This is a genomic window from Cloacibacterium rupense, from assembly GCF_014645495.1.
In the GTDB taxonomy this organism is placed as follows: domain Bacteria; phylum Bacteroidota; class Bacteroidia; order Flavobacteriales; family Weeksellaceae; genus Cloacibacterium; species Cloacibacterium rupense.
The window spans coordinates 246,475-268,369 of the sequence record NZ_BMLV01000002.1 but is presented as its reverse complement, the minus strand read 5'-3'; the positions used below and the strand labels follow the sequence as shown (position 1 = coordinate 268,369).

Annotated in this window: 21 protein-coding genes; 7 read left to right on the top strand and 14 right to left on the bottom strand. The window is 34.8% G+C overall.

All coding sequences use genetic code 11. From position 1 onward, the window contains the following. Position 1: 1 nt before the first annotated feature. Positions 2 to 367 carry a hypothetical protein gene (locus IEW40_RS05195; protein ID WP_188617018.1) on the bottom strand — a complete coding sequence of 122 codons (366 nt, stop codon included), beginning with the start codon at positions 365 to 367 and terminating at the stop codon, positions 2 to 4. Positions 368 to 562: 195 nt separating this feature from the next. Here IEW40_RS05195 and mfd point away from each other — a divergent pair, with 195 nt between their 5' ends. Further along, a complete protein-coding gene (mfd, locus tag IEW40_RS05190; protein WP_188617017.1) occupies positions 563 to 3,931 on the top strand; it encodes a transcription-repair coupling factor in 3,369 nt (1,122 codons plus the stop codon). A gap of 138 nt (positions 3,932 to 4,069) precedes the next feature. Further along, on the top strand, positions 4,070 to 4,633 hold the full coding sequence (pth, locus tag IEW40_RS05185) for an aminoacyl-tRNA hydrolase (RefSeq protein WP_188617016.1): 564 nt from the start codon (positions 4,070 to 4,072) through the stop codon (positions 4,631 to 4,633). Positions 4,634 to 4,699: 66 nt separating this feature from the next. On the opposite strand, the gene IEW40_RS05180 is transcribed toward pth, so the two are convergent. From IEW40_RS05180 to IEW40_RS05165, 5 genes are all read right to left on the bottom strand, one after another. Beyond that, positions 4,700 to 6,289 (bottom strand): SulP family inorganic anion transporter, encoded by a 1,590-nt coding sequence (locus IEW40_RS05180; RefSeq protein ID WP_188617015.1) that lies wholly within the window; start codon positions 6,287 to 6,289, stop codon positions 4,700 to 4,702. Between the two features lie 107 nt (positions 6,290 to 6,396). Then, positions 6,397 to 6,642, bottom strand: a complete 246-nt coding sequence (locus tag IEW40_RS14150) for a hypothetical protein (RefSeq protein WP_229663386.1) — start codon at positions 6,640 to 6,642, stop codon at positions 6,397 to 6,399. A 59-nt stretch (positions 6,643 to 6,701) separates the two neighbouring features. Next, entirely contained in the window at positions 6,702 to 7,394 is a 693-nt protein-coding gene (locus tag IEW40_RS05175) for a carbonic anhydrase (RefSeq protein WP_188617014.1), read from the bottom strand. Positions 7,395 to 7,485: 91 nt separating this feature from the next. Next, positions 7,486 to 8,046, bottom strand: a complete 561-nt coding sequence (locus tag IEW40_RS05170; RefSeq protein ID WP_188617013.1) for a serine O-acetyltransferase — start codon at positions 8,044 to 8,046, stop codon at positions 7,486 to 7,488. Positions 8,047 to 8,154: 108 nt separating this feature from the next. Next, positions 8,155 to 9,078: a LysR family transcriptional regulator gene (locus IEW40_RS05165; protein ID WP_188617012.1), complete on the bottom strand. Its 924-nt coding sequence runs from the start codon at positions 9,076 to 9,078 to the stop codon at positions 8,155 to 8,157. A gap of 101 nt (positions 9,079 to 9,179) precedes the next feature. Here IEW40_RS05165 and IEW40_RS05160 point away from each other — a divergent pair, with 101 nt between their 5' ends. The 5 genes from IEW40_RS05160 to IEW40_RS05140 all read left to right on the top strand — a co-directional run bounded on the left by IEW40_RS05160 (position 9,180) and on the right by IEW40_RS05140 (position 13,903). Then, a complete protein-coding gene (locus IEW40_RS05160; RefSeq protein ID WP_188617011.1) occupies positions 9,180 to 10,616 on the top strand; it encodes an NADP-dependent isocitrate dehydrogenase in 1,437 nt (478 codons plus the stop codon). 198 nt (positions 10,617 to 10,814) lie between these two features. Then, positions 10,815 to 11,096 (top strand): hypothetical protein, encoded by a 282-nt coding sequence (locus tag IEW40_RS05155; RefSeq protein WP_188617010.1) that lies wholly within the window; start codon positions 10,815 to 10,817, stop codon positions 11,094 to 11,096. Position 11,097: 1 nt separating this feature from the next. After that, entirely contained in the window at positions 11,098 to 11,934 is an 837-nt protein-coding gene (locus IEW40_RS05150) for a DUF6671 family protein (RefSeq protein ID WP_188617009.1), read from the top strand. 13 nt (positions 11,935 to 11,947) lie between these two features. After that, complete coding sequence (locus IEW40_RS05145; RefSeq protein WP_188617008.1) at positions 11,948 to 12,931, top strand: L-threonylcarbamoyladenylate synthase; 984 nt, start codon at positions 11,948 to 11,950, stop codon at positions 12,929 to 12,931. 9 nt (positions 12,932 to 12,940) lie between these two features. Next, a complete protein-coding gene (locus tag IEW40_RS05140) occupies positions 12,941 to 13,903 on the top strand; it encodes a sodium-dependent bicarbonate transport family permease (protein WP_188617007.1) in 963 nt (320 codons plus the stop codon). Between the two features lie 9 nt (positions 13,904 to 13,912). Here the strand turns inward: IEW40_RS05140 and IEW40_RS05135 are convergent, their stop codons facing one another. The 8 genes from IEW40_RS05135 to IEW40_RS05100 all read right to left on the bottom strand — a co-directional run bounded on the left by IEW40_RS05135 (position 13,913) and on the right by IEW40_RS05100 (position 21,895). Next, entirely contained in the window at positions 13,913 to 15,085 is a 1,173-nt protein-coding gene (locus IEW40_RS05135) for a glycosyltransferase (RefSeq protein ID WP_188617006.1), read from the bottom strand. Beyond that, complete coding sequence (locus tag IEW40_RS05130) at positions 15,082 to 16,143, bottom strand: glycosyltransferase family protein (protein ID WP_188617005.1); 1,062 nt, start codon at positions 16,141 to 16,143, stop codon at positions 15,082 to 15,084. Before IEW40_RS05130 ends, IEW40_RS05135 begins: the two co-directional genes overlap by 4 nt. Before the next feature lies 1 nt (position 16,144). Then, on the bottom strand, positions 16,145 to 17,059 hold the full coding sequence (locus tag IEW40_RS05125; RefSeq protein ID WP_188617004.1) for a glycosyltransferase family A protein: 915 nt from the start codon (positions 17,057 to 17,059) through the stop codon (positions 16,145 to 16,147). 50 nt (positions 17,060 to 17,109) lie between these two features. Then, positions 17,110 to 18,273: a glycosyltransferase gene (locus IEW40_RS05120; RefSeq protein WP_229663385.1), complete on the bottom strand. Its 1,164-nt coding sequence runs from the start codon at positions 18,271 to 18,273 to the stop codon at positions 17,110 to 17,112. Continuing rightward, positions 18,266 to 19,330: an acyltransferase family protein gene (locus tag IEW40_RS05115; protein WP_229663384.1), complete on the bottom strand. Its 1,065-nt coding sequence runs from the start codon at positions 19,328 to 19,330 to the stop codon at positions 18,266 to 18,268. Before IEW40_RS05115 ends, IEW40_RS05120 begins: the two co-directional genes overlap by 8 nt. A gap of 63 nt (positions 19,331 to 19,393) precedes the next feature. Continuing rightward, positions 19,394 to 20,281, bottom strand: coding sequence for a glycosyltransferase (locus IEW40_RS05110; protein ID WP_188617003.1), 888 nt, complete (start codon positions 20,279 to 20,281; stop codon positions 19,394 to 19,396). Beyond that, the gene (locus IEW40_RS05105) at positions 20,274 to 20,822 is read right to left on the bottom strand and encodes an acyltransferase (protein ID WP_188617002.1); all 549 of its coding nucleotides are present in this window, start codon (positions 20,820 to 20,822) and stop codon (positions 20,274 to 20,276) included. The genes IEW40_RS05110 and IEW40_RS05105 overlap by 8 nt, the downstream gene beginning before the upstream one ends. After that, positions 20,822 to 21,895, bottom strand: a complete 1,074-nt coding sequence (locus tag IEW40_RS05100) for a DegT/DnrJ/EryC1/StrS family aminotransferase (RefSeq protein WP_188617001.1) — start codon at positions 21,893 to 21,895, stop codon at positions 20,822 to 20,824. Before IEW40_RS05100 ends, IEW40_RS05105 begins: the two co-directional genes overlap by 1 nt.

Here is a 21,895-nt window from a genome sequence, read left to right as displayed (position 1 = left end):
GTTATTTTATTTTTATTTCAAGGTTTACATAGTTCACATCATTAGGAATGGTAATTGCAGAAGAATAATACATGATTCTAGAATCACTTGTTCTCACTTCTACAATTTGATTGTTCGGGAAGCTAATTGTATTAGAAGCACTTGTAATAGGGGTAGAAACCACAAATTTTCCGTCGTTTTTGCTGTAAACGTCTATTCCATTGATTTGATTAGAAAAATGGAGGGATACATTTTTTAGGGGTTGATTAGATTCATCAATAATTTTACCTTCTACTACAATTCTAGAATCATCTATAAAACTAGCTTGTTCACAACCACCGCCATTGGTCATAAGATAAATTGCCATTAAAGAAAATAAAGCTTTCATAAGTGTAATTTTCCTCAAATTTAAGTATTAGTATTCATGAAAAAATTGATTGAAATCAAGATTCTGAAATTTTTCAAAATTTAAAATCGTATTTTTGCAAAAAGAAACGATTTCAGACCAAGTCCTGGAATCGCATTTTTGTTTTATAATTTTTATTAAAAACAACTTTACAACTCAACGATTTTACGCCTTACAATGCTAAAAAACATCACTCAAACCCTTCTGCCAGAGCTTCTGAAAAAGAGTTTCGGAGAAGAAATTTTCGAGAAGATAGAAAAAAGCCAACACGTTTCGGTGAAGGGTTTTGCAGGTTCTGTGCCTTCTCTTTTGGTGGCAGAATTATACCTCTCACAGAGAAAAGATGTGCTTTTCATCATAGATGATAAAGAATCTGCGCATTACATTACTTCAGAATTAGAAGAAATGATTGGTGAAGAAAATGTGTTGTATTTCCCTGAAACACATCTTGAACCCTACCAAATCGAGAAAACACAAAACGCCAATATCGTCTTAAGAACAGAAGTTCTCAACCGACTGAACTTTGATAAAAAAGCTAAAATTATTATAGCTACGGCCTCTTCGCTTTCTGAGAAAGTTTTGAAAAAAGAAGATTTCAAGGCGATTTCTCATAAAATAAAAGTGGGAGACCAATTAGACTTTGATTTCACCGAAGAATTACTCAATCAATTTAATTTTAATTTTACGGATTTCGTCTCAGAACCGGGCGATTTTTCGGTTCGTGGCGGCATTGTAGATGTTTTTTCTTACGCTTACGAAAAACCTTTCAGAATTACTTTTTTTGGAAACGAGGTAGAAAATATCAGAGAATTTGATATCGAAACCCAACTTTCTACAAGAAAAGTCAATGAGTTTGAATTGGTTTCAAATATGAATTTTGCAGTTTCAGGAAGTAAGGTTTCACTTCTAGAATTGATATCTAGAAATACAACTATTGTCACAAAAAATGCTTATCTCACAGTAAAAAAAATCAAAGAGTTTTACGAAAAAGCTGAACAAAAATATGAAACGTTAAGCAAAGATATCAAACACCAAAAACCAGATGACCTTTTCGTTTCTGATGAGGTTTTTCTTCAAGACTTACAAAAGTTTAAAACAATAGATTTCACTTCTCAATCACTCAGTAATTCAATTACTCAATTACTTTTAAACCAGACTCAACAGCCCAGTTTTCACAAAAACTTCGAACTTCTAGCCGAGGATTTAAAAGAAAAAAAAGAGGAAGGCTATGAGACATGGATTTCTTTCTCAGGAGAAAAACAAAAGGAGAGATTAGAAGATATTTTTGAAGAACTTAACCATAATGTACCTTTCAAATCCTTTAAATCTGAGCTTCACGAAGGTTTTGTAGACCAAGAACTGAAAATTTCGGTGTATACAGACCACCAGATTTTTGACCGTTACCAAAGATTCAAAGCCAAAAATTCTTTTGCCAAATCAGAGCAATTGACTTTAAAAGATTTGATGTCGCTGAAAGTGGGAGATTATATCACACATATTGACCACGGAATTGGTAAATTTATGGGTTTGGTAAAAGTAACCAACGATGGTAAAACGCAAGAATGTTTTAAACTAACGTATAAAAACAATGATTTGCTCTACGTTTCCATTCATTCTTTGCATAAAATCTCGAAGTATAACGGACCAGACGGAAGAGAAATTGTCCTCAATAAACTGGGCTCACCCGCTTGGAAATCTTTGAAACAGAAAACCAAAGCCAAGGTGAAGCAAATTGCCTTTGATTTAATTAAATTATATGCCCAAAGAAAGTCGGCAAAAGGGTTTTCGTTTTCGCCAGACTCTTATTTACAGACAGAATTAGAGGCGAGTTTTATTTATGAAGACACTCCAGACCAAGAAAAAGCAACCAATGATGTGAAAGCTGATATGGAAAATGATGGGGTAATGGATAGGCTAATCTGTGGTGATGTAGGTTTCGGGAAAACAGAAGTTGCCATAAGAGCGGCTTTCAAAGCGGCAACTGATGGAAAGCAAGTGGCGATTTTAGTGCCTACCACCATTTTAGCGTTTCAACATTACAGAAGTTTCAAAGAAAGATTGAAAGAGTTTCCTGTCAATATTTCCTATCTGAACCGTTTTCGTTCTGCAAAACAAAAAGCGGAAACCAAAGAAGGTCTTAAAAATGGGAAAATTGATATTGTCATCGGAACGCATCAATTGGTGGGAAAAGATATTGTTTTCAAGGACTTAGGGTTACTAATTATTGACGAAGAGCATAAATTTGGGGTGAATGTAAAAGATAAACTCAAAACGCTCAAAGCGAATATTGATACTTTGACTTTAACGGCTACTCCTATTCCGAGAACTTTGCAATTTTCATTGATGGCTGCACGAGATTTATCGGTAATCAAAACTCCACCGCCCAACAGACAACCTGTTGATACCCAAATTATTGGTTTCTCTGAAGAAATTCTTCGAGATGCGATTTCCTACGAATTACAAAGAGATGGTCAAGTGTATTTCATCAACAATAGAATTGAAAATCTGAAAGACATTGCTGGGCTCATTCAGCGTTTGGTACCTGATGCTAGGGTGGTAACGGGGCACGGACAAATGGATGGCAAAGAATTAGAAGCCAGAATTCTCGATTTTATGGAAGGAAAATACGATGTTTTGGTGTCTACCACCATTGTAGAATCTGGTGTAGATGTTCCGAATGCGAATACCATTTTTATTAACGATGCCCAGAAATTTGGAATGGCAGATATTCACCAAATGCGCGGAAGAGTAGGGCGAAGCAATAGAAAAGCGTTTTGTTATCTGATTACGCCACCGTTTGATATGGTCACTTCTGATGCCAGAAAACGTCTGGAAGCCATCGAACAATTTTCTGATTTAGGAAGCGGTTTCCAAATTGCGATGAAGGATTTAGAAATCAGAGGTGCTGGGGATTTGTTGGGGGCAGAACAAAGTGGTTTTATCAACGAAATGGGCTTTGAAACCTATCAAAAATTGATGCAAGAAGCTTTAGAAGAAATGCAAAATGAAGATGAATTTTCTAATCTTTTTGAAAATGAAGAAGACCGTAAAAAATTATTCAAATCTCAGAAAGAAGTCAATATCGATACTGATTTTGAACTGATGTTGCCCGATTTTTATATCAATTCTACCGAAGAAAGATTGTCGCTATACCAAAAATTAGCAGAAATCCCAAGCCAAGAAGATTTGCAAAAATTTGAAAATGAATTGGTGGATAGATTCGGAAAACTTCCGAAAGAAGCGGTTAATTTATTGAAATCTGTAGAACTCAAATGGTTGGCTGCAGAAATAGGTTTTGATAAAATTGTGATGAAAAACGGAATTTTCTTAGGCTATTTCCCAGACAATCCTCAAGATAAATTTTACCAAAGCGAAAAATTCAGAAATATCATTGCTTACCTCAGTCAAAATCCTAGAGAAGCCCAACTCAAAGAAAAATCTGGTAAAGAAGGCAACCAGCTGATGATGAGAAAAGACGGCGTGAAAAATGTGGATGAGGTGAATTTAATTTTATCAAAAATTTTGAATACCAGAAATATTGCTTAATTTTGGCTAACCAATCGGTAAGTTACCAGTCGGTAAGTTACCAACCAGTAAGTTACCAATCAGTAACTTACCAATGAGTAAGTTGAGTTATCTTTGCAAAAATCTTTCATCACTCATCTCTTATCAATTATAAAAAACGTGAAATACTTAATCGTAGGTTTAGGAAACAAAGGCGAAGAATACGCGGAAACGCGCCATAACATCGGTTTTAAAGTGGCTGAAAAAATAGCAGATACTTTAGAAGCTCCTTTTAAATCAGCCAACTTCGGTTGGCTCGCCGAAGGAAAATACAAAGGTAGAAAAGTATTGGTTTTAAAACCAGATACGTATATGAATCTCTCAGGGAATGCTGTACGTTTTTGGATGCAAAAAGAGAATATTCCGTTAGAAAATGTATTGGTGATTACCGATGATTTGGCATTGCCTTTTGGAACATTGCGTTTGAGAAAAAAAGGTTCTGATGCTGGTCATAATGGGTTGAAAAACATTCAAGAAGTCTTGCAAACTCAAGATTACGCCAGATTGCGTTTCGGGATATCTGCTGATTTTTCCGAAGGAAAACAGGTGGATTACGTTCTCGGGAAATGGAATGAAGAAGAACTGAAAACCTTGCAGGACAGAATAGATGTTTTCTCCAAAGCTTGCCTCTCATTCGTTTTTGCTGGAATGAATAATACCATGAATACTTTTAATGGCAAGTAATGCCATAAAGAACTAAGCTTTCTTTTAAAAAAAACAAAATGCCTCGAAAACGACGAGGCATTTTGTTTATATTGCTTTTTTATGAGTGATTTTTATATGAGAATGTTGGTCTGTGGCATACTCTTTATAAGAAGTTCTGAAGCCTTCTAAAACCACTTCTATATTTTCTTCTTTGGCCCTTACGTTGGCGAAGTCTTCTATCATTTCTAAAATGTCATCAGATATGTATGAAGTCTTTTTAGCATTGATAAAAACTTTGGAGTTGGGCTCTATATTTTTAAGTGTTTTTTTAATCGCTGCCTTGTTCAGAAACGAAACCTCTTCAGCCAAATCTATTCTTATTTCACCTGCGCCTTCTAGCTCTTCTCTGCTGTAGTAATAGGCTCTTTTCATGTTCCCTTGAAGAAGATAAAAGATTGAAAATGCCAAACCAATTCCTACTCCTTTTAGCAAATCTAATGCAAATACTGCGATTAATGTCACAATAAATGGAAGAAATTGAAACTTCCCCTTTTCCCAAAAATGTTTAATTTTAGAAGGGCTAGCCAATTTATAACCTACCAATAGTAAAACAGCAGCTAGCGTGGCATAAGGGATTTTATTGAGTAAAAAAGGAATGCTAAGCACACAAATTAACATAAAAACCCCATGAATGATGGCAGATGTTTTGCTACTAGCCCCTGCATTGGCATTGGCAGAAGACCTTACCACTACCGAAGTCATTGGAAGTCCGCCAATGAATGCTGACACTAGATTTCCTATTCCTTGCGCTTTCAGTTCTAAGTTGGTATCGGTAATTCTCTTGTGTACATCCATTCTATCTGCTGCTTCTATGCAAAGAAGAGTTTCTATAGAAGCCACAATAGCTATAGTAGCCCCTAAAAGCCATACTTTAGGATTCAAAAAACCCGTGAAATCGGGAAATGTAATTAAATTTTTAAAATCCTCAGAAGTTTGAGGGATAGGAAGACTCACCAAATGTTCCTCTGAGATTTCTAAAGAACTTCCTTTAAATGCTTCATTCAGCAATATCCCTACAATGACAGCTACTAATGCACCAGGGAGCATTTTTAATTTTTTGAGGCTTGGTACTTTTTCCCAAGTTAATAGGATGCCTAATGAAACTAAGGTTATCACAATAGCACCTGGTGAAATGGCACCGCTTAATTCAGAAAGATAGGTTTGTAGATTGAACCCGTCAAATATTTTTAAATTCCCTTCAAAATCTTTATCATAACCCACAGCATGAGGAATTTGTTTCAGAATAATAATAACGCCTATCCCTGCTAACATGCCTTCAATCACATTGTTAGGGAAATAATTGGAGATACTGCCTGCTCTTAAAAAACCAAGAACCAATTGAATAACACCCGCAATAATACCTGCCACCAAAAAAAGTTCAAAACTTCCCAATTCTGTAATCCCAGCCAGTACGATGGCTGCTAAACCTGCAGCAGGGCCAGAAACCGAAATGTGAGAATTGCTCATAAAACCAATAACCAGACCACCGATAATGCCAGCAATGATACCAGACAATGGTGGGGCGCCAGATGCTAATGCTATTCCTAAACATAGTGGCAGAGCTACTAAAAACACAACCAATCCTGAGGGCAGATTTTGTTTGATGTCTGCAAAAAATGATGATTTATTTTTCATAATTGAGTTTAATTATAATCGTTTATTTGAAATATTTGCTTGACTGAAAGCTCCAATCTCGCAAAAAAGACCTACAATTTTATAATGAATAATTTTCATTAGGATAATTAAACTTCAGGAGGAGGGGAAAATATAGAAATAAATGGATTTATTCGTACAGAAGCATTCATTTGATTGAAGGTGTTTTTTTCAGTCTTTACATGAATCTTTTGTAATAGGTAATCTGATATTTTATAAGGTTTAGGCGGGATTTTTTCATTAAAATTGGCCACGTTATTTTTAACTTCTTCCTCAGAAATGGTATTGTTTAGGGTAGAAATCTCCCAATCAAATAGTACAGCAATACTTGGCAAAACTGTAAAATTGATAAAAAAGGCTAGCGTAACAAGGCCTATATATTTTAATAAAGTTTCTATAATTCGGTGTTGTTTAGGTTTTTGTTGTCTTTTCTACTCATTACCCAATCAGAATTGGTGAGGTCATAGACCTTCTGAATGTCATGTAATATTTTTTCGAAATCTATTTCTAAGTCTATTATTTTGCCCGTTTTTAGGTCAAAAACCCAACCATGTACTATGGGATAATGTTCTAAAATGTATCTTTCTTGTACTGCAGCCATTTTAATAACATTGATGCATTGTTCTTGTACATTGACCTCTATCAATCGATCATATCTTTTTTGTTCATCTTCTATAGCATCCAATTCAGCTTGGTGCAGTCGATATACATCTCTAATGGTTCTCAACCATGGGTTCATCAATCCGAAATCTTGTGGAGTCATAGCGGCTTTTACCCCACCACAGCCATAATGTCCACACACTATAATGTGTTTTACTTTCAAGTGCTGCACGGCGTATTGTATCACTGCAGTAGAACTCATGTCTAGAGTATTTACCACATTGGCAATGTTTCGATGAACAAAAATTTCACCAGGCCCTACCCCCATCATTTCCTCTGCTGCCACTCTAGAATCGCTACATCCTATGTATAAATACTCCGGAGATTGTCCTTCAGACAAATTTTTAAAAAAATCAGCATCGTCGCCTAATTTTTTTTCTATCCACAATTGGTTGTTTTCAAATATTTTATAATAATTATGGGGCATGTTTAATTTTTTTTAGTGAATAATTCTAATTTTTTATAAAATTAATAAAAAAAACAAAAGGACTTTTACTCATCTGTTTTTTAACAAAATTTTAATAGTAAATTTTATGATTGATGTAGCCCTCTGTAGCATCTTTTCTAGAGATAATTTGGGCGGGATTTCCCACCACGATAGAGTCTGATGGTACATCCGTATTCAGATAAGCGTTGGGAGCAATCAGTACGTTATTTCCTATTTTAATGTGGCCTACTACTACTGCATTGGGCCCTATCCATACTTCATCTCCTATTTCTGGAACTCCTTCATTTTTTCCTCGGTTAGATTGTGCGATGGTCACGCCTTGTGCAATATTGCAGTTTCTACCAATTTTTGTTTTAGGATTAATAACCACAGTACCCCAATGTCCCAGATAAAAACCTTCTCCTATTTGGGTCTCAGGATAAATTTGAAAACCGTATTTTATTTGATGATGTCTCAGTACAAATCTCCAAAAAATTCCCAAAATAGATTTTTTTCTATGCTGCTGGCATTTTCTCAAAAGGTACACGTAGTGTAAATTTGGATTGATGCACTTGCTCCAAATCTCAAAAGGCGAAAGCCATTGACCGCTTTCTCTGTAAAAATCTTTTTGGATGGTAGTGTATTTTTTCATTGGGAAATTTTTTTAGTGCATATCACTGAACAAAAATAATTAAAATCTAAGTATGAAATACTATGAATAAGCATCATGCCCTTCCCATTTTTTATTTTGTTGGGAATCTCAATATTTTTCGTGCCAACTGAATTTTTCATGCGCAATTTCTGATTTTTCTTTCTGCAAATATTCTAAAAAAGCTAGTGAGACTGGCGCATGGTTTTTACCTTTCAACCAAATCAAACTCCAGTTGGTGACAATAGGCAACTCATCTACCGGAATAATTTGTAATTCGTTATAGGTAAGCTCATTTCTAATGCCAATAAGAGGCATTATAGAATAGCCCAAACCTGCCAATACTGCTTGTTTAACTGCTTCATTAGAAGTAAGCTCCATTTTTTTAAGAACAGAGATTTTGTTTTTTTCAATGAACTTTTCCATCGTTTGTCTCGTGCCTGAGCCTTTTTCACGGAATATTAAAGAACGATTTTCAAAAAAATCTTTCAAATGCGCTTGGGTCTCTATTTTTTCAATCGTATTGCCTACTAAAAATAATTTGTTCTCTAATAAATCTATTTTTTCTATCGCCAGATTTTTAGGAAGTATTGATACCAATGCAAAATCTACCTCATTATTTTCTAAACTTTCTACGACCTTCTGTTTATTGGTGACATCCATCTGTAGCTCTATTCCAGGATGCTGTTGCATAAATTGGCTCAGAAAGTAGGGCATTACATATTTCCCAGTAGAGACTACAGAAATTTTTAATCTTCCTGTGAGTTGACCTTTATAAGCCATTGTTTTATAATTGATAGATTGCATTTGTTGGATGATAATTTCTGCCGCCTTTGCAATCTCTCTTCCAAAATCGGTGATGTAAATTTTCCTTCCAATCACTTCTGTAAGAGGAATGTCAAACTGCTCCTGAAAGTTTCTTAATTGTATCGAAACCGCTGGCTGTGTAAGATGCAATTCTTCAGAAGCTTTAGTAACACTCTGTGTCTGTACAGTTTTCAGAAAAATCTGCAATTGATTTAAAGTGTAATGCATAAAAATATTTTATATAATTCATTACAAAAATAAATAAAAATTTATGAATTTGATTTCCCAAATTTGCCAAGTCAATTTTTTAACATTTAAAACCTCTCATTATGAAAAGAATTACAATTGCTAAAGGGGACGGTATAGGTCCAGAAATTATGGATGCTACCCTGAAAATAATTTTTGCTGCAGGTGCACAGCTAGAGATTGATGAAATACAAGTAGGTGAAAAAGTATATCTTGAAGGCAATACTTCAGGCATATCTGCAGAGTCTTGGGATATCATCAGAAGAAACAAAATTTTCTTAAAAGCTCCCATTACTACACCTCAAGGAGGAGGATATAAGAGCCTGAATGTGACTACTAGAAAATTCCTAGGACTTTATGCCAATGTAAGACCTTGTATGAGTTTGCATCCTTTTGTAAGTACCAAACATCCTATAATGGATATTGTAATTGTTAGAGAGAATGAGGAAGATTTATATGCAGGAATAGAACACCAGCAAACCGATGAGGTTGTGCAATGCCTAAAGCTCATCAGCAGACCCGGCTGTGAAAAAATTGTTCGATATGCTTTTGAATACGCGAAACAACAAAATCGCAAAAAAGTGACCTGCTTCACCAAAGACAACATCATGAAACAAACCGATGGGTTGTTTCATCAGGTTTTTGATGAAATTGCAAAAGAATATCCAGAAATTGAAAACGAACATTGGATTATTGACATCGGAGCGGCTAAAATGGCAGATACCCCAGAAGCTTTTGACGTGATTGTCATGCCTAATTTGTATGGGGATGTACTAAGTGATGTGGCCGCACAAATTACAGGCTCTGTAGGATTGGCAGGTTCTGCCAACATCGGAGAAGAATGTTCTATGTTTGAAGCCATACATGGCTCGGCTCCTAGAAGAGCAGGCCAAAATGTAGCCAACCCTTCGGGTTTATTACAAGGGGCTATTATGATGCTAAATCATATCGGGCAAACTGAAGTTGCTGAAAAAGTGCAAAATGCTTGGCTAAAAACCTTAGAGGATGGTATTCATACTTACGATATTTACAAAGAATCTACTAGCAAACAAAAAGTAGGAACCCAAGAATTTGCAGATGCAGTGATTGCCAACTTAGGTCAGAAGCCAGCCTTGCTAAAAGCGGTGTCTTACGCCAATAATACCGCTTTACATCTTCCTCCGTACCAAAGAAAACCTGCAGCGAATAAACAACTGGTAGGTGTTGACATTTTTGTGCATTGGGAAGGGTTGAATCCAAACGAACTGGCAGAAACCATAAAAAAAATAGAAACCTACGACATGAATTTAAGCATGATTACCAACCGTGGGATAAAAGTTTGGCCCGATGGTTTTAAAGAAACTTTTTGTACAGACCATTGGAGATGTAGATTCAAGCCTAAAGAAAAACAGACGGTTACCAAAGAGCATGTGGTAAACTTGTTGCAAAATGCAATACTACATAACATCGATACCATCAAAACAGAAAATTTATACGAGTTTGACGGTAAAGCAGCGTACTCACTTGGTCAAGGGCAATAGAAACATCAACAAAATTTAATTAAAAAATTATGATTGCCAAAAGCATTAGCCTAGCAGTTTCTTTAGTTCTTATCATCCTATTTTTAATGATGGCTATCATCATAAAAAACACCTTATACAGCCATTTATTGACCATACTGTCGATTGTTTTAGGCGCCGATTGTATCCGTAAATTTTCAACTCAAAATACAGAAAAAAATGAATAATACAGAAAAATTAACTTTTATTGAGGGCAACTTCACGACTGAAGAAGCCAAAGAAATTTTGCAAAATGTTTTTGCCACCAAAATTAAATTTCACGAACTCAAAAACTTTAGTGCTCTTGAACGTTTTGGTAAAGATGACCCTATAGCCCAATCGAGAATTCCTGCATTGAAAAAAGAACTCCAGCGTATGAACGAAATCTTTTCTTGGGCAGAAGTGCATCACAAAAAACTACACCTATCGTCTGAAATTGTGATTTCTTTTATTGAAGAATAATATGTTTGAAGGAAGAAAATTGCTTATCGTAACAAAACATAAAAAAGAACAAGTAATTGCCCCCATTTTTGAAAAAGAACTGGGGGTGAAAACGATTGTTTCTACTCTAATAGATACAGATAATTTTGGAACTTTTAGCAGAGAAACAGAACGATTACATGACCCTCTCTATACCGTAAGAGAAAAATGTAAAACAGCAATGCGTATAGAAAACTTTGATTTAGCAATTGCCAGCGAAGGCTCTTTTGGGACACATCCCCATTTGTTTTTTGCTTCAGCAGACGAAGAGTTTTTATTATTGTTAGACTATAAAAACAATCTTGAAATTGTAGCCAGAGAATTGAGCACCGAAACCAATTTTGCGGGTACCGAAGTTCTTACAGAAAATGATTTATTACAATTTGCCTCTAAAGTGGGTTTTCCAAGTCATGCATTGATTTTGAGAAAAGAGGCTCATGGAGCAGAATCTATTTTAAAAGGAATTACAGATGAAGCTACCTTAATCAATTCCTTTAAAAAATTGATAAGTCTTTATGGAAAAGCTTTTGTAGAAACTGATATGAGAGCAATGCATAATCCCACCAGAATTAAAATCATAGAAAAAACCACTAAAAAATTGATTAATAAAATAAAATCAACCTGCCCAGAATGTAAAACACCAGGTTTCGATGTGGTAAAAGCGATTTCAGGTTTACCTTGCCAAAGTTGTGGCTTTCCAACTAAAAGTGTCCTGAGCCATCTTTATTCTTGTGCGAAATGTGGATTTCAAAAAGAAAAAAGATTTCCTTTTCATAAACAAATTGAAGACCCAATGTATTGTGATGTCTGCAACCCTTAACCCCCTTTTAAATATGATTACCAAAAATATTCAACTCGCAATAGAAGCTTTACAAAACAATCAATTGATTGCGCTACCTACAGAGACCGTTTATGGTTTGGCAGCCAATGCCTATGAAGAGTCTGCCATCAAAAAAATATTTGAACTGAAAAAACGACCTCTCTATAATCCTTTGATTGTGCATCTACACAGCCAAAATCAATTAGAACAAGTAGCCAAAGACATTCCTGAAAAAGCTTTAATGCTTGCCGAAAAATTCTGGCCTGGTTCTCTTACATTGGTATTGAAAAAGAAACCTCATATACCAGATTTGGTCACTGCAGGCAAAGATACAGTAGCGGTAAGAGTACCTCAACATTTAATGGCTCTGGCGCTTTTAGAATTATTAGACTTCCCTTTAGTTGCGCCTAGCGCCAATCCTTTTGGTAGCATCAGCCCTACTTCTGCAGCTCATGTGTATGGATATTTTAAGGAAGACCTGCCTGTAATTTTAGATGGCGGAGACTGCAGCAATGGGGTAGAGTCTACCATTGTTGGCTTTAATGGAGATACTCCTATATTGTACCGACATGGTGCCGTATCTGTAGAAGAAATAGAAGATTGCATAGGACCAATAGAATTGATTACCCATAATGATACTTCACCAGATGCTCCAGGTATGCTATCAAGGCATTATGCTCCAAAAACCGAAACACATCTTGTAGAAAATATCAACGAGACTCTTGGTCAATTTTCAGGAAAAAGAGTAGGGGTGTTGTCTTTCACAGAATTATTCAATCCGCAAGATGTGGTGGCTCAAGAAATACTCTCTCCCAAAGGTGATTTAAAAGAAGCCGCCAGAAATTTGTATGCTGCACTTCACCGATTAGATGCCCAAAATCTAGAGATTATTATTGCTGAAAAGTTCCCCAACAAAGGCCTCGGAATCACACTCAATGATAGGCTACAAAGGGCAGTTAAAAAGAATATCAATGAAAAAATGGTCTTTACAAAATAATTTAAATTTATGAATATCAATCTATTATTAGAGAATCTTACCAATCCAGCACTTTTGTTTTTCGTGCTAGGCGTTTTTGCAGTCTTGGTTAAAAGTGATTTAGAGATTCCGCCCAATTCTTCTAAGTTTATTTCTTTATACTTGCTTTTTGCCATTGGTTTTAAGGGTGGACAAGAGCTTTCTCATGAACATTTTACCGCAGAAATTGCTTGGTCTATGCTTTTTGGCATTGCCTTGTCTTTGCTTATTCCTCTTTATACTTTTTTTATTCTAAAGAAAAGACTTTCTTTATATGATGCAGGTGCTATTGCTGCAGCTTATGGCTCGGTAAGTGCCGTAACTTTCGTCACCGCTGCCAGTTATTTAGAGGCACAACAAATGACGCTTCATGGTCATATGGTGGCTATAATGGCGCTCATGGAATCGCCAGCAATTATCATGGGGCTGGTACTTATCTCTATTTTTGGTAAAAGTGAAGGCAGCGAAATCAAAAAAAGAACGGCCATTATTCATTCTTTTACCAATGGTAGCGTACTCCTGATTTTAGGAAGTTTGCTCATTGGATTTTTGGCCGATGCCAAGCAAGCTGAAGGGATAAAACCTTTTACCAATGATTTGTTCAAAGGTTTTTTAGCCATTTTTCTTCTCGACATGGGAGTTACCAGTGGTAAAAAACTAAAATCATTCTTCTCTTTCGGTTGGTTTCCTATTCTTTTTGCTGCTATTATTCCCCTCATCAATGGGGCTGTGGTAGCATGGGTGAGCTCTTGGGTTACTTCAGATGTTTCTAACCGTTTTATCTTTGCTATTTTAGCTGCTAGTGCTTCATATATTGCCGTACCTGCTGCTATGAAAATCTCTGTACCCAAGGCCAATCCTGGGCTATTTCTTCCCATGGCTTTGGCAGTTACTTTTCCTATAAATATTACTTTGGGGATGCCTCTCTATTTTTTAGTAGCTCAGAATACCTAGCAGATGTACTTAGGAATCAATAATCTTACAAATAGAATTCACCGAATTTTCTAACTCGAAAGGCATTTCGTACTCTTGAAGATGTTTTTGGTAGGTTTCAAAAAAATCAGGATGCGCAAGTGCCTTTTTCATTCCATGATAAATTCCTTCTTCTGAGTTTTCAATGATAAGACCTAATTTTCCATCCATGAGCATTTCTCTCACTCCAGAAACATCTGTAGCTATGATGTTTTTTTTCAGTGCAATGGCTTCAAACAGAACTGTAGGATAACCTTCGTACCTTGAACTTAAAATATAAAAATCTGCAGATTTGAAATAAGGATATGGGTTTTCTATAAAACCAAGCAAATCAACCGTTTCTTCTACTCCCAATTCGGTTTTTAAGTTATTAATATTTTCAAAATCATAGCCATCACCAATAATTTGAATGCGATGAAGGTATCCCTCATCCAATAATTTTTTATGAACGTTGAGTAATCTATCAAAACCTTTTTGTGGAAATATAGTTCCTACAGAAACAAATATTGGTTTCAATTTACTAGTTTCAAGTTCCAAATCTTTTTCTTCCAACTTCCGACTTCTGACTTCTGACTTCTTCAAAATTTCTTCAGTATCAATAGGATTATAAATCCTCACAATTTTAGATTTTTCGACTTCATTTCTCGCGAGTTTTTCAAAATCTTTTTGAATTTTCTCAGAGATGACCATGATTTGATCAAAACCAAAGAATTTTCTAAATTCTTCATCTGTATAATCGTGAAACTCTGTTTTTGTAAGGTCATTATGAATCCACACTATTTTTTTGGAGGTGGTGATGGGCGAGTTTAAAATTTCGTCTCTCATCCCGTGAATGGCCGCAAACTCTACATCGTATTTTTTGTTTTTGAGAATCGTAGAATAGAGAATTTTTGGAAATTTTTTCAGAATTCCTTGATACAAAACACGATAGGCTTTCCTTGGGATATCTTGAATTCTATTGGTGGTAATCATCTCGCCTTTGTTCAAGTAGAGCACATTTACCCAATCAGGAACTTCTGCCAAGTATTTCCCAGAATAAAGATTCAGCAATAAATCGATTTCGTATTTATCCTTCGGTAAGTTTTTAAGAAAAGTCACCAAAACTTTTTCTGCACCACCATGGCGCAGAGAACCTATTCTGATGAGTATTTTCTTCTTTTTCATGAGATTAAACTTACATATATTTTTTGATATTCCAATGCAATGGTATCGGGGTTCCAATGTCTTATTGCATAATCATAATTGGATTGGCCAATGTCTTTAAGGTCTAAACCTGAACTCTCTTTGATCTTTTCTATAAGAGAATTTGGAATGTCTTTGATGTCAAAAGTTAGATTGTCACTCTTTTTTAGAATTTCGCCTACATTACCAGTGTTTGGCCCAATGACCATTTTCCTAAAATGAAAGGCAAGTGGCAAATTTCCTGAATTCAAGATATTGGTTCTTTGTATCAAAACTAGGTCTGATGCATAAAAAAAACTTGGCAAAAGGGAATCAGGAATTGTTTTATCATAGACCAACTTGTTTTCTGCAAGTAACGCTGATTTTAATTTTTTATTCTTAAACCATGCAGGACTTAGCGGAAAAGCAGACGTCTTCAGGCCAAACCATTTGGCCAAATGAGGAACCAGAAGGAATTTGTCCTTAATTTCTAATGCTTCAAAACTGTCTAAAACTAGTTTTGCTTCGTCACGATTTCTAAATGCTCCAAAACACAGAATGACCAATTTATTATCTGGGATTCCCAGCTTCTTTCTTGCTTCTTGTTTTGATATTTCTTTTTGTATTTTGAAGGACAGATGATGAGGAATAACATAATGCTCAGCGTGGGGATATTGTAGTTTCAACTCTTCAAACTTATAATCACCCAAATGTACTATTACATTGGCATGATTTTCAATCAATTCATAACATAATGATATAAGAGGGTTGTTCTCATAATGTGGCTTTTCATTATGCCGAGTGTACACAATTTTGATGTTTTTACTCTTGGCGTCTGCAAGTATTTTTTTTAAAAGCTCTACTCCTCTTTCTGTCGGCTGCCAATCTTTGAAAATAGAATTGGGCCAATTAAAGTGGATGAGGTCGTAATCTTCATAATGGTTCCAAAATTGATCAAGACCTATCTCTACAGGACATCCCACCGAAATAAGTCCTTCTGTTAATGACTTAACAAAAGGATTGGCTTCATTTTGACTAGGATAGGCCATCAATATTTTCATCTTATTGTATTTTTTGATAAATCAAAGAAAAAGGAAAAGTCAAAATTCCCAAAACTTTAATCCATGGATTTTTGACGTCTGCTATAATTTTAAAAATTCCTCTGCCACTTTTCAAAGCATAGGTTTGATAACCAACTAAGTTCCTTAGCAATGGTTTTGGATAAGAAAACAACTGATTTCCGTATGAATTTAAAAAAGAAAGATGCCCCTCCGCCAATCCGAAAAGGTTTTTCCCACTCCATCTCGTGTTAGAGACAGATGCCGCATCGTCTTCATCTTTTAGGTAAAATCTCACCACTTTATTCATAAATCTGGTCTTGACTCCCTTAGCATCATAACCATTAAAAATCACACTTTGTGGGATGTAGCCTTTGCCTTCGTAATGGCTATAATCTTTCCCCGAAATTTCTCGGTGATAGGATTGGGTAATGAAAATCCCAAATTTATCTCCTCTCACTCGATGTAGATAGCGCATCTCAAAAATACTTCCATCAAAACCACCATTAGGATAGGGGTCTCCTACTAGACTGCCATTTTCATCCGCAGAAAGTCCCATCACAGCAATATAATCATCTGGGTTTTCTATTTTTTCAACTTCTGAAATTAATGTTTCTAAAGCATTTTCAGGATAGGTGTCATCTGAATCTACCACCATAAAATAGGGGGTTTTCACCATTTTGATGCCCTCTAAAACCGTTAAAAATTTATGCCGATTCTTATCTTTTATATAAACAATCTCAAAAAAAGGATTCATCAGTTGGAAATTTTCTACAACTTTAGAAGTGTTATCGGTAGAACCATCATCCAGTATAATCCATTTGAAATCTTTGAAACTCTGCTTTAGGAGAGATTCAAAAACTTTAGGAAGCGTTTTTGCCCTGTTGTATGTTGGGGTGATAATGGTTATTTTTTGCATGGGTGATTAGAGATACGAGTTACGAGATTTACCCCGTAAATTGTATCTATTTATTTTTTAATTTTTTTATACTCTTGTTCAAAGACTTCAGTCACTTGTTGGTAAATTTTATGTTCATCAAATTTTTCATCAGCAGATTGAGTGCCTTCTGTGATTTTTTGTACCAGGTCTGCATCAGTCAAGAACTTTTTCATGGCCTCGAAAATTTCATTTTCATCAAAGTTAACCAAAATTCCGTCTTTTCCATCCTCTATCATTTCAGGAATTCCGCCCACGTTGGTAGAAATAATCGGTTTGTGCAGTCCCATTACTTCACCAATTGTTAATGGGTAACTTTCAGATTTTGAAGGAAGTACGAAGTAATCGGCTGCTTTTACATAAGGCCAAGGATTTTTCTGAGAATCCAAAAGCAGAAAGGTTTTTTCTACCCCCAATTCTTTTGCTTGATTTTTTAAATTTTCCATTTCGTTGCCACCACCTATCACTGCGATAGAATGCATCAGGTTTTGGTCTAAAAGTCTTTTGTGTACACGCATCAGCTCTGCATAGCCTTTTCTGTGGTGCAATCTTCCTATAGACACAAAAGTGGGCCTTGTCTCAAAATCTGCAGAAAATGCTTCTGATTTTTTCCTTACTTCTGGTAGTTTGATGACATTGTAGATTACCGTACTTTTCGGGTAAGAAACACCATAAAGGTCTTCTATCACTTGTCTGGTTTGGGCTGCTCCGAAAATCATCCAATCAAATTTCTTCATCAGATTGATGCGTTTCTTCACACGTTCTTGGTTGGTGTCATAACTCACATCGGTGTGAAACCAACCAATTTTCCGGGATTTTTTATTGGGAGAATTCAGTACCATTTCAAACTCTGCATAGCCTGGTGAAACTTCAATGTCGAATTCTTCTTTTACTTTTAAAGCATATAAAATCGAAGGGAATTTGTCGTAAATTTCTAATTTCAGTCTTCTTATTCCCAATTGTATTTTTTGGATGAATGGGTTTTTAGACATCTGTTCACGTCCTTTTTCTATTACAATGACTTTGATGTCTTTGGGAATTTCGCTCACCAATTCACCTTGATAGAGATTGAGCATCAAGGTAAAGTCAAATTTTTCTTTGGGTAAGTTTCTCAATAAATCCAAAACCACACGCGGTACACCGCCCATTTCTAAGGAGCGAAGACGGAAAAGGATTTTTATTTTTTGGTTAGTCATTTTTTGATGCAAATTTTCTTCGGATATAGTTATTTATCGGTTCTTCCAAATATTGAAACATCATTATAGAAAGGACATTCAAAAATATGAAAAGGAATAATTTATTTTCAGAAATAAAATCATTAAAAAGAATCGAAATAAAACCTTTATGGATGAGATAGAAAATATAGGAACTTTTACCTAATAAAACCATCGTTTTAGATGAAAGGATATTTTGAATAAATGTCTTTTCATGAATAAGGCCATAAAGCAAAGGAGCAATTCCAAATAAAGCAACAGTAAATAATTCTAGAGCTCTTATAAAATCATTTTTAAAATTGATAAATTGCGCAACATAAGACCTTGTAAAAAGATAAAAAAGAAGGGCAGTAACTCCTAAAAATGTAAAATATTTAAACTCTAACTTTGCAAAATATCTTTTCTTTATTGTCAATGCAAGTGCAATTCCAACAAAAAATTGAAAAATATAGTTAGCAATATTAATTTGCATAAACCCCCAAAATTTTCCGCCTGCGAATGTTTTTAACATTAAACCAAAAATAAATATAACAATAGGGATGTAGAATAAAAATTTTTGATTTCTTTTGATTAATAAAAAATATAAAGGTGCTGCTAAGTAGAAAAGTTCTTCTAGGGTAAGTGTCCAACCTTGAGGGATACCAACTAAAAAATAATCTTTAAAGAGGGCTTTAGTCATTGTAATACTAAGTAAAAATTGCTTAGTTGTCTCTGAGTCCCAATACTGATTAACTAAATAAAAATTACTAAAAACCAAAAGAGTCACCACAAAATACATGGGATAAATTCTCGCAACTCTATTGACTATGTATTTTCTAAAATTGATAGGCTTTGCGCCATAATATCTATAGGTTATAAGAAAACCACTCAAAACAAAAAACATATCAACACCAATGTGGAATTCTTCTGCGATGTTCTTCACTAAATCTGGGATTTTTGGGCTTTTGAATGGAAAAAAATGATATAAGAAAATTAACCAAGCAGCAACTGCCCGGTAACCAGTAAGAGATGGGAAAAACGCTTTAGTATTAATGGTCACATTTTAAATTTTTTATTTACAGTAATTTAAAGATTAAAAAGTAATGTTCTACAATTTAAGATTTCATAAGTGAATATATTTTCTAACGAATATTTTTGTTTTGTCTTTTAGAGGGAGTTCCTTGAAATATGAATTCTTAAGAAAACCAATAAAACTTAATTCCTCCTTTTTTAAATACTCTTTTATATATCTATTTTTTGTTTGCTCTAGATGGTTTCTTACGTTGGCATCTTCTGAAAATTCCTTGATTAATAAATGATATTGCTGAATCATGGCAAGGTTTTTTCTATTTCCCATTTTAGACCATTCACCAATATTGCTTCTATAAACCGCCCATTTCTCATTCATAAATTTTATTTTTCCATGTTTTGCAATCATCATAAACATAGGCAAATCACCAATAGGAGAGTCTAAAATCCATTCGGGAAGCTTTTGGTCTACATTCCGAAATACTGCAGTAAGCGTTGGAATAAAATTGTATTTGGCTAAATCTTCGATACTCGAAACTTCTTTTACTTCAGCCTTATCAATGTAGACCTTTTCAACAATTTCATTGTTTTCTAAAAATTTTAAATTATGACAACAAATGGCAAAATCGTGATTCTGCTCTAGAAAATCTACCTGAGTTTGTAATTTTTTAGAATAATCCCAATAATCATCTCCCTCAAAATAAGCGATATACTTCCCACTACATTCTTGTATGGCAAAGGAAAAATTCTTCATCATTCCCAGGTTTTCTCTGTGGTTAAAGTATCTTATTGTAAAATATTCAGGTGCTTCTTTTATGATTTCTTCTATTTTTTCATGTGTCTTATCTGGAGAGCAATCATTTGAAATAATTAATTCTATAGGAAAATTTATCTCTTGCTCAAAAATACCTTTAATGGCCTTTTGGATAAAGTCTTCTTGTCGATAAGTGATTAGGCAAACACTAAGTAAAGGTCTATTCATATTCTTTAATAAAATTTAAAAGTCCTTTTTCTCTGTTTTTTATTTTTTTTGCTGGTGTCCCAGCATAAATACTCCATGCCTCAGTTGATTGAGTGACCAAAGACATAGCGCCTATAGCACTGCCTTCTTGTAAAATAAGATTTGGCATAATCACTGTACCCGCTCCTATTTGGGTGTATTTTTTAATGATAACTTCTCCTCCTATGATATGGTTATGTTCTTTCTTGGTGGTCGGACTAATTAAAAAATTGCCACTAAAATCATCTGATGCTGAAAAGACAGTACAACGAGGAGATAGCCCTGAAAAATCTTCCATCTTGATTCCCTGAGAACCATACAAAGCACAATAAGCGCCTATGTGAAGGTAATTGCCTAATTCTATTTTACCTGACAAAATACAAAAATCGTCTATTCTTACATTGTTACCTATTACAATTTCACGATTAGAGTAGATGCTTACTTTTCTAGAAATAAGCACGTTTTTTCCAAAAGATTTTATCGGAAGTTCTTTTAATTCGTCTTCTGTGTAAAAAGAGTTCATTATAAATTTTGATTAATGAGTTTTGAGAGGGTTGCTACCGTTTCAGGTGGTAATTCAGCAAATAAAGGTAAGCAAAGTATCCTTTGAGAAATGCTCTCAGAAATTGGCATTTTTTCTCCGTTTAGATATTTTATGGTGTTCAGCGAAGGGTAAAAATATCTTCTCGGAAAAATATTTTCTTTGTTTAAAGCTTCTTTTACTTTGAGTAAAATTTCTTCAGTTTCAAAAATGACAGGATAATAGTGATAATTCCATACCGTATTTTCTCTGATTTTCAATTTCTGAATCCTAGAAAAATCTAAAAATTGGTTGTATGCTTCTACGGCTATTTTTCTTCCTTCAAAAATGGCATCAAGATGATTAAAAACAGCTAAACCTAGTGCCGCTTGCAATTCCGAGGTTTTACCATTTATGCCTATTCCATGAAAAGCTTCTGGGCCATTGTGACCAAAATTATGATGGTAAAATAGTTTTTCATGCAAATTTTGATCTTTAGTAATCATGCATCCGCCTTCACCCGTATGAAATATTTTAGTCGCATGAAAACTACAAGTAGAAACGTCTCCAAAATTAAAAATGCTTTCTCCGTTGTATTGTACTCCAAAACAGTGGGCAGCATCATATATAACCTTAAGATTGTGTTTTTTTGCAATCTTTTCAATTTCTACAATGTGACATGGGTTTCCAAAAACATGAGTTGCTAAAATGGCTGATGTCTTATCAGTGATTTTCTCTTCTATCTTTGTCTCATCGATGGTCAAATACTCTGGGTGGATATCTACATATACTGGAGTGCAGTTTTCCCATGAGATGACAGAACTCGATGCAACATAGCTAAATGGCGTAGTAATAATCTCTCCACTTAACTCTAATGCTTTTATTGCAATCTGTAGCGGAAGGGTACCATTGGTAGTAATCGTGATAAAATTTATCCCCAAAAATTGTTTTAGCTTTTCTTCTAATTCCAATATCAGCTCTCCTCGATTGGTTATCCATTTTTTATCCCAAGATTTTTGTAAAATTTGGGTATATTCTTCCAGAGGAGGTAAAAAAGACTGTGTTACATTAATCAT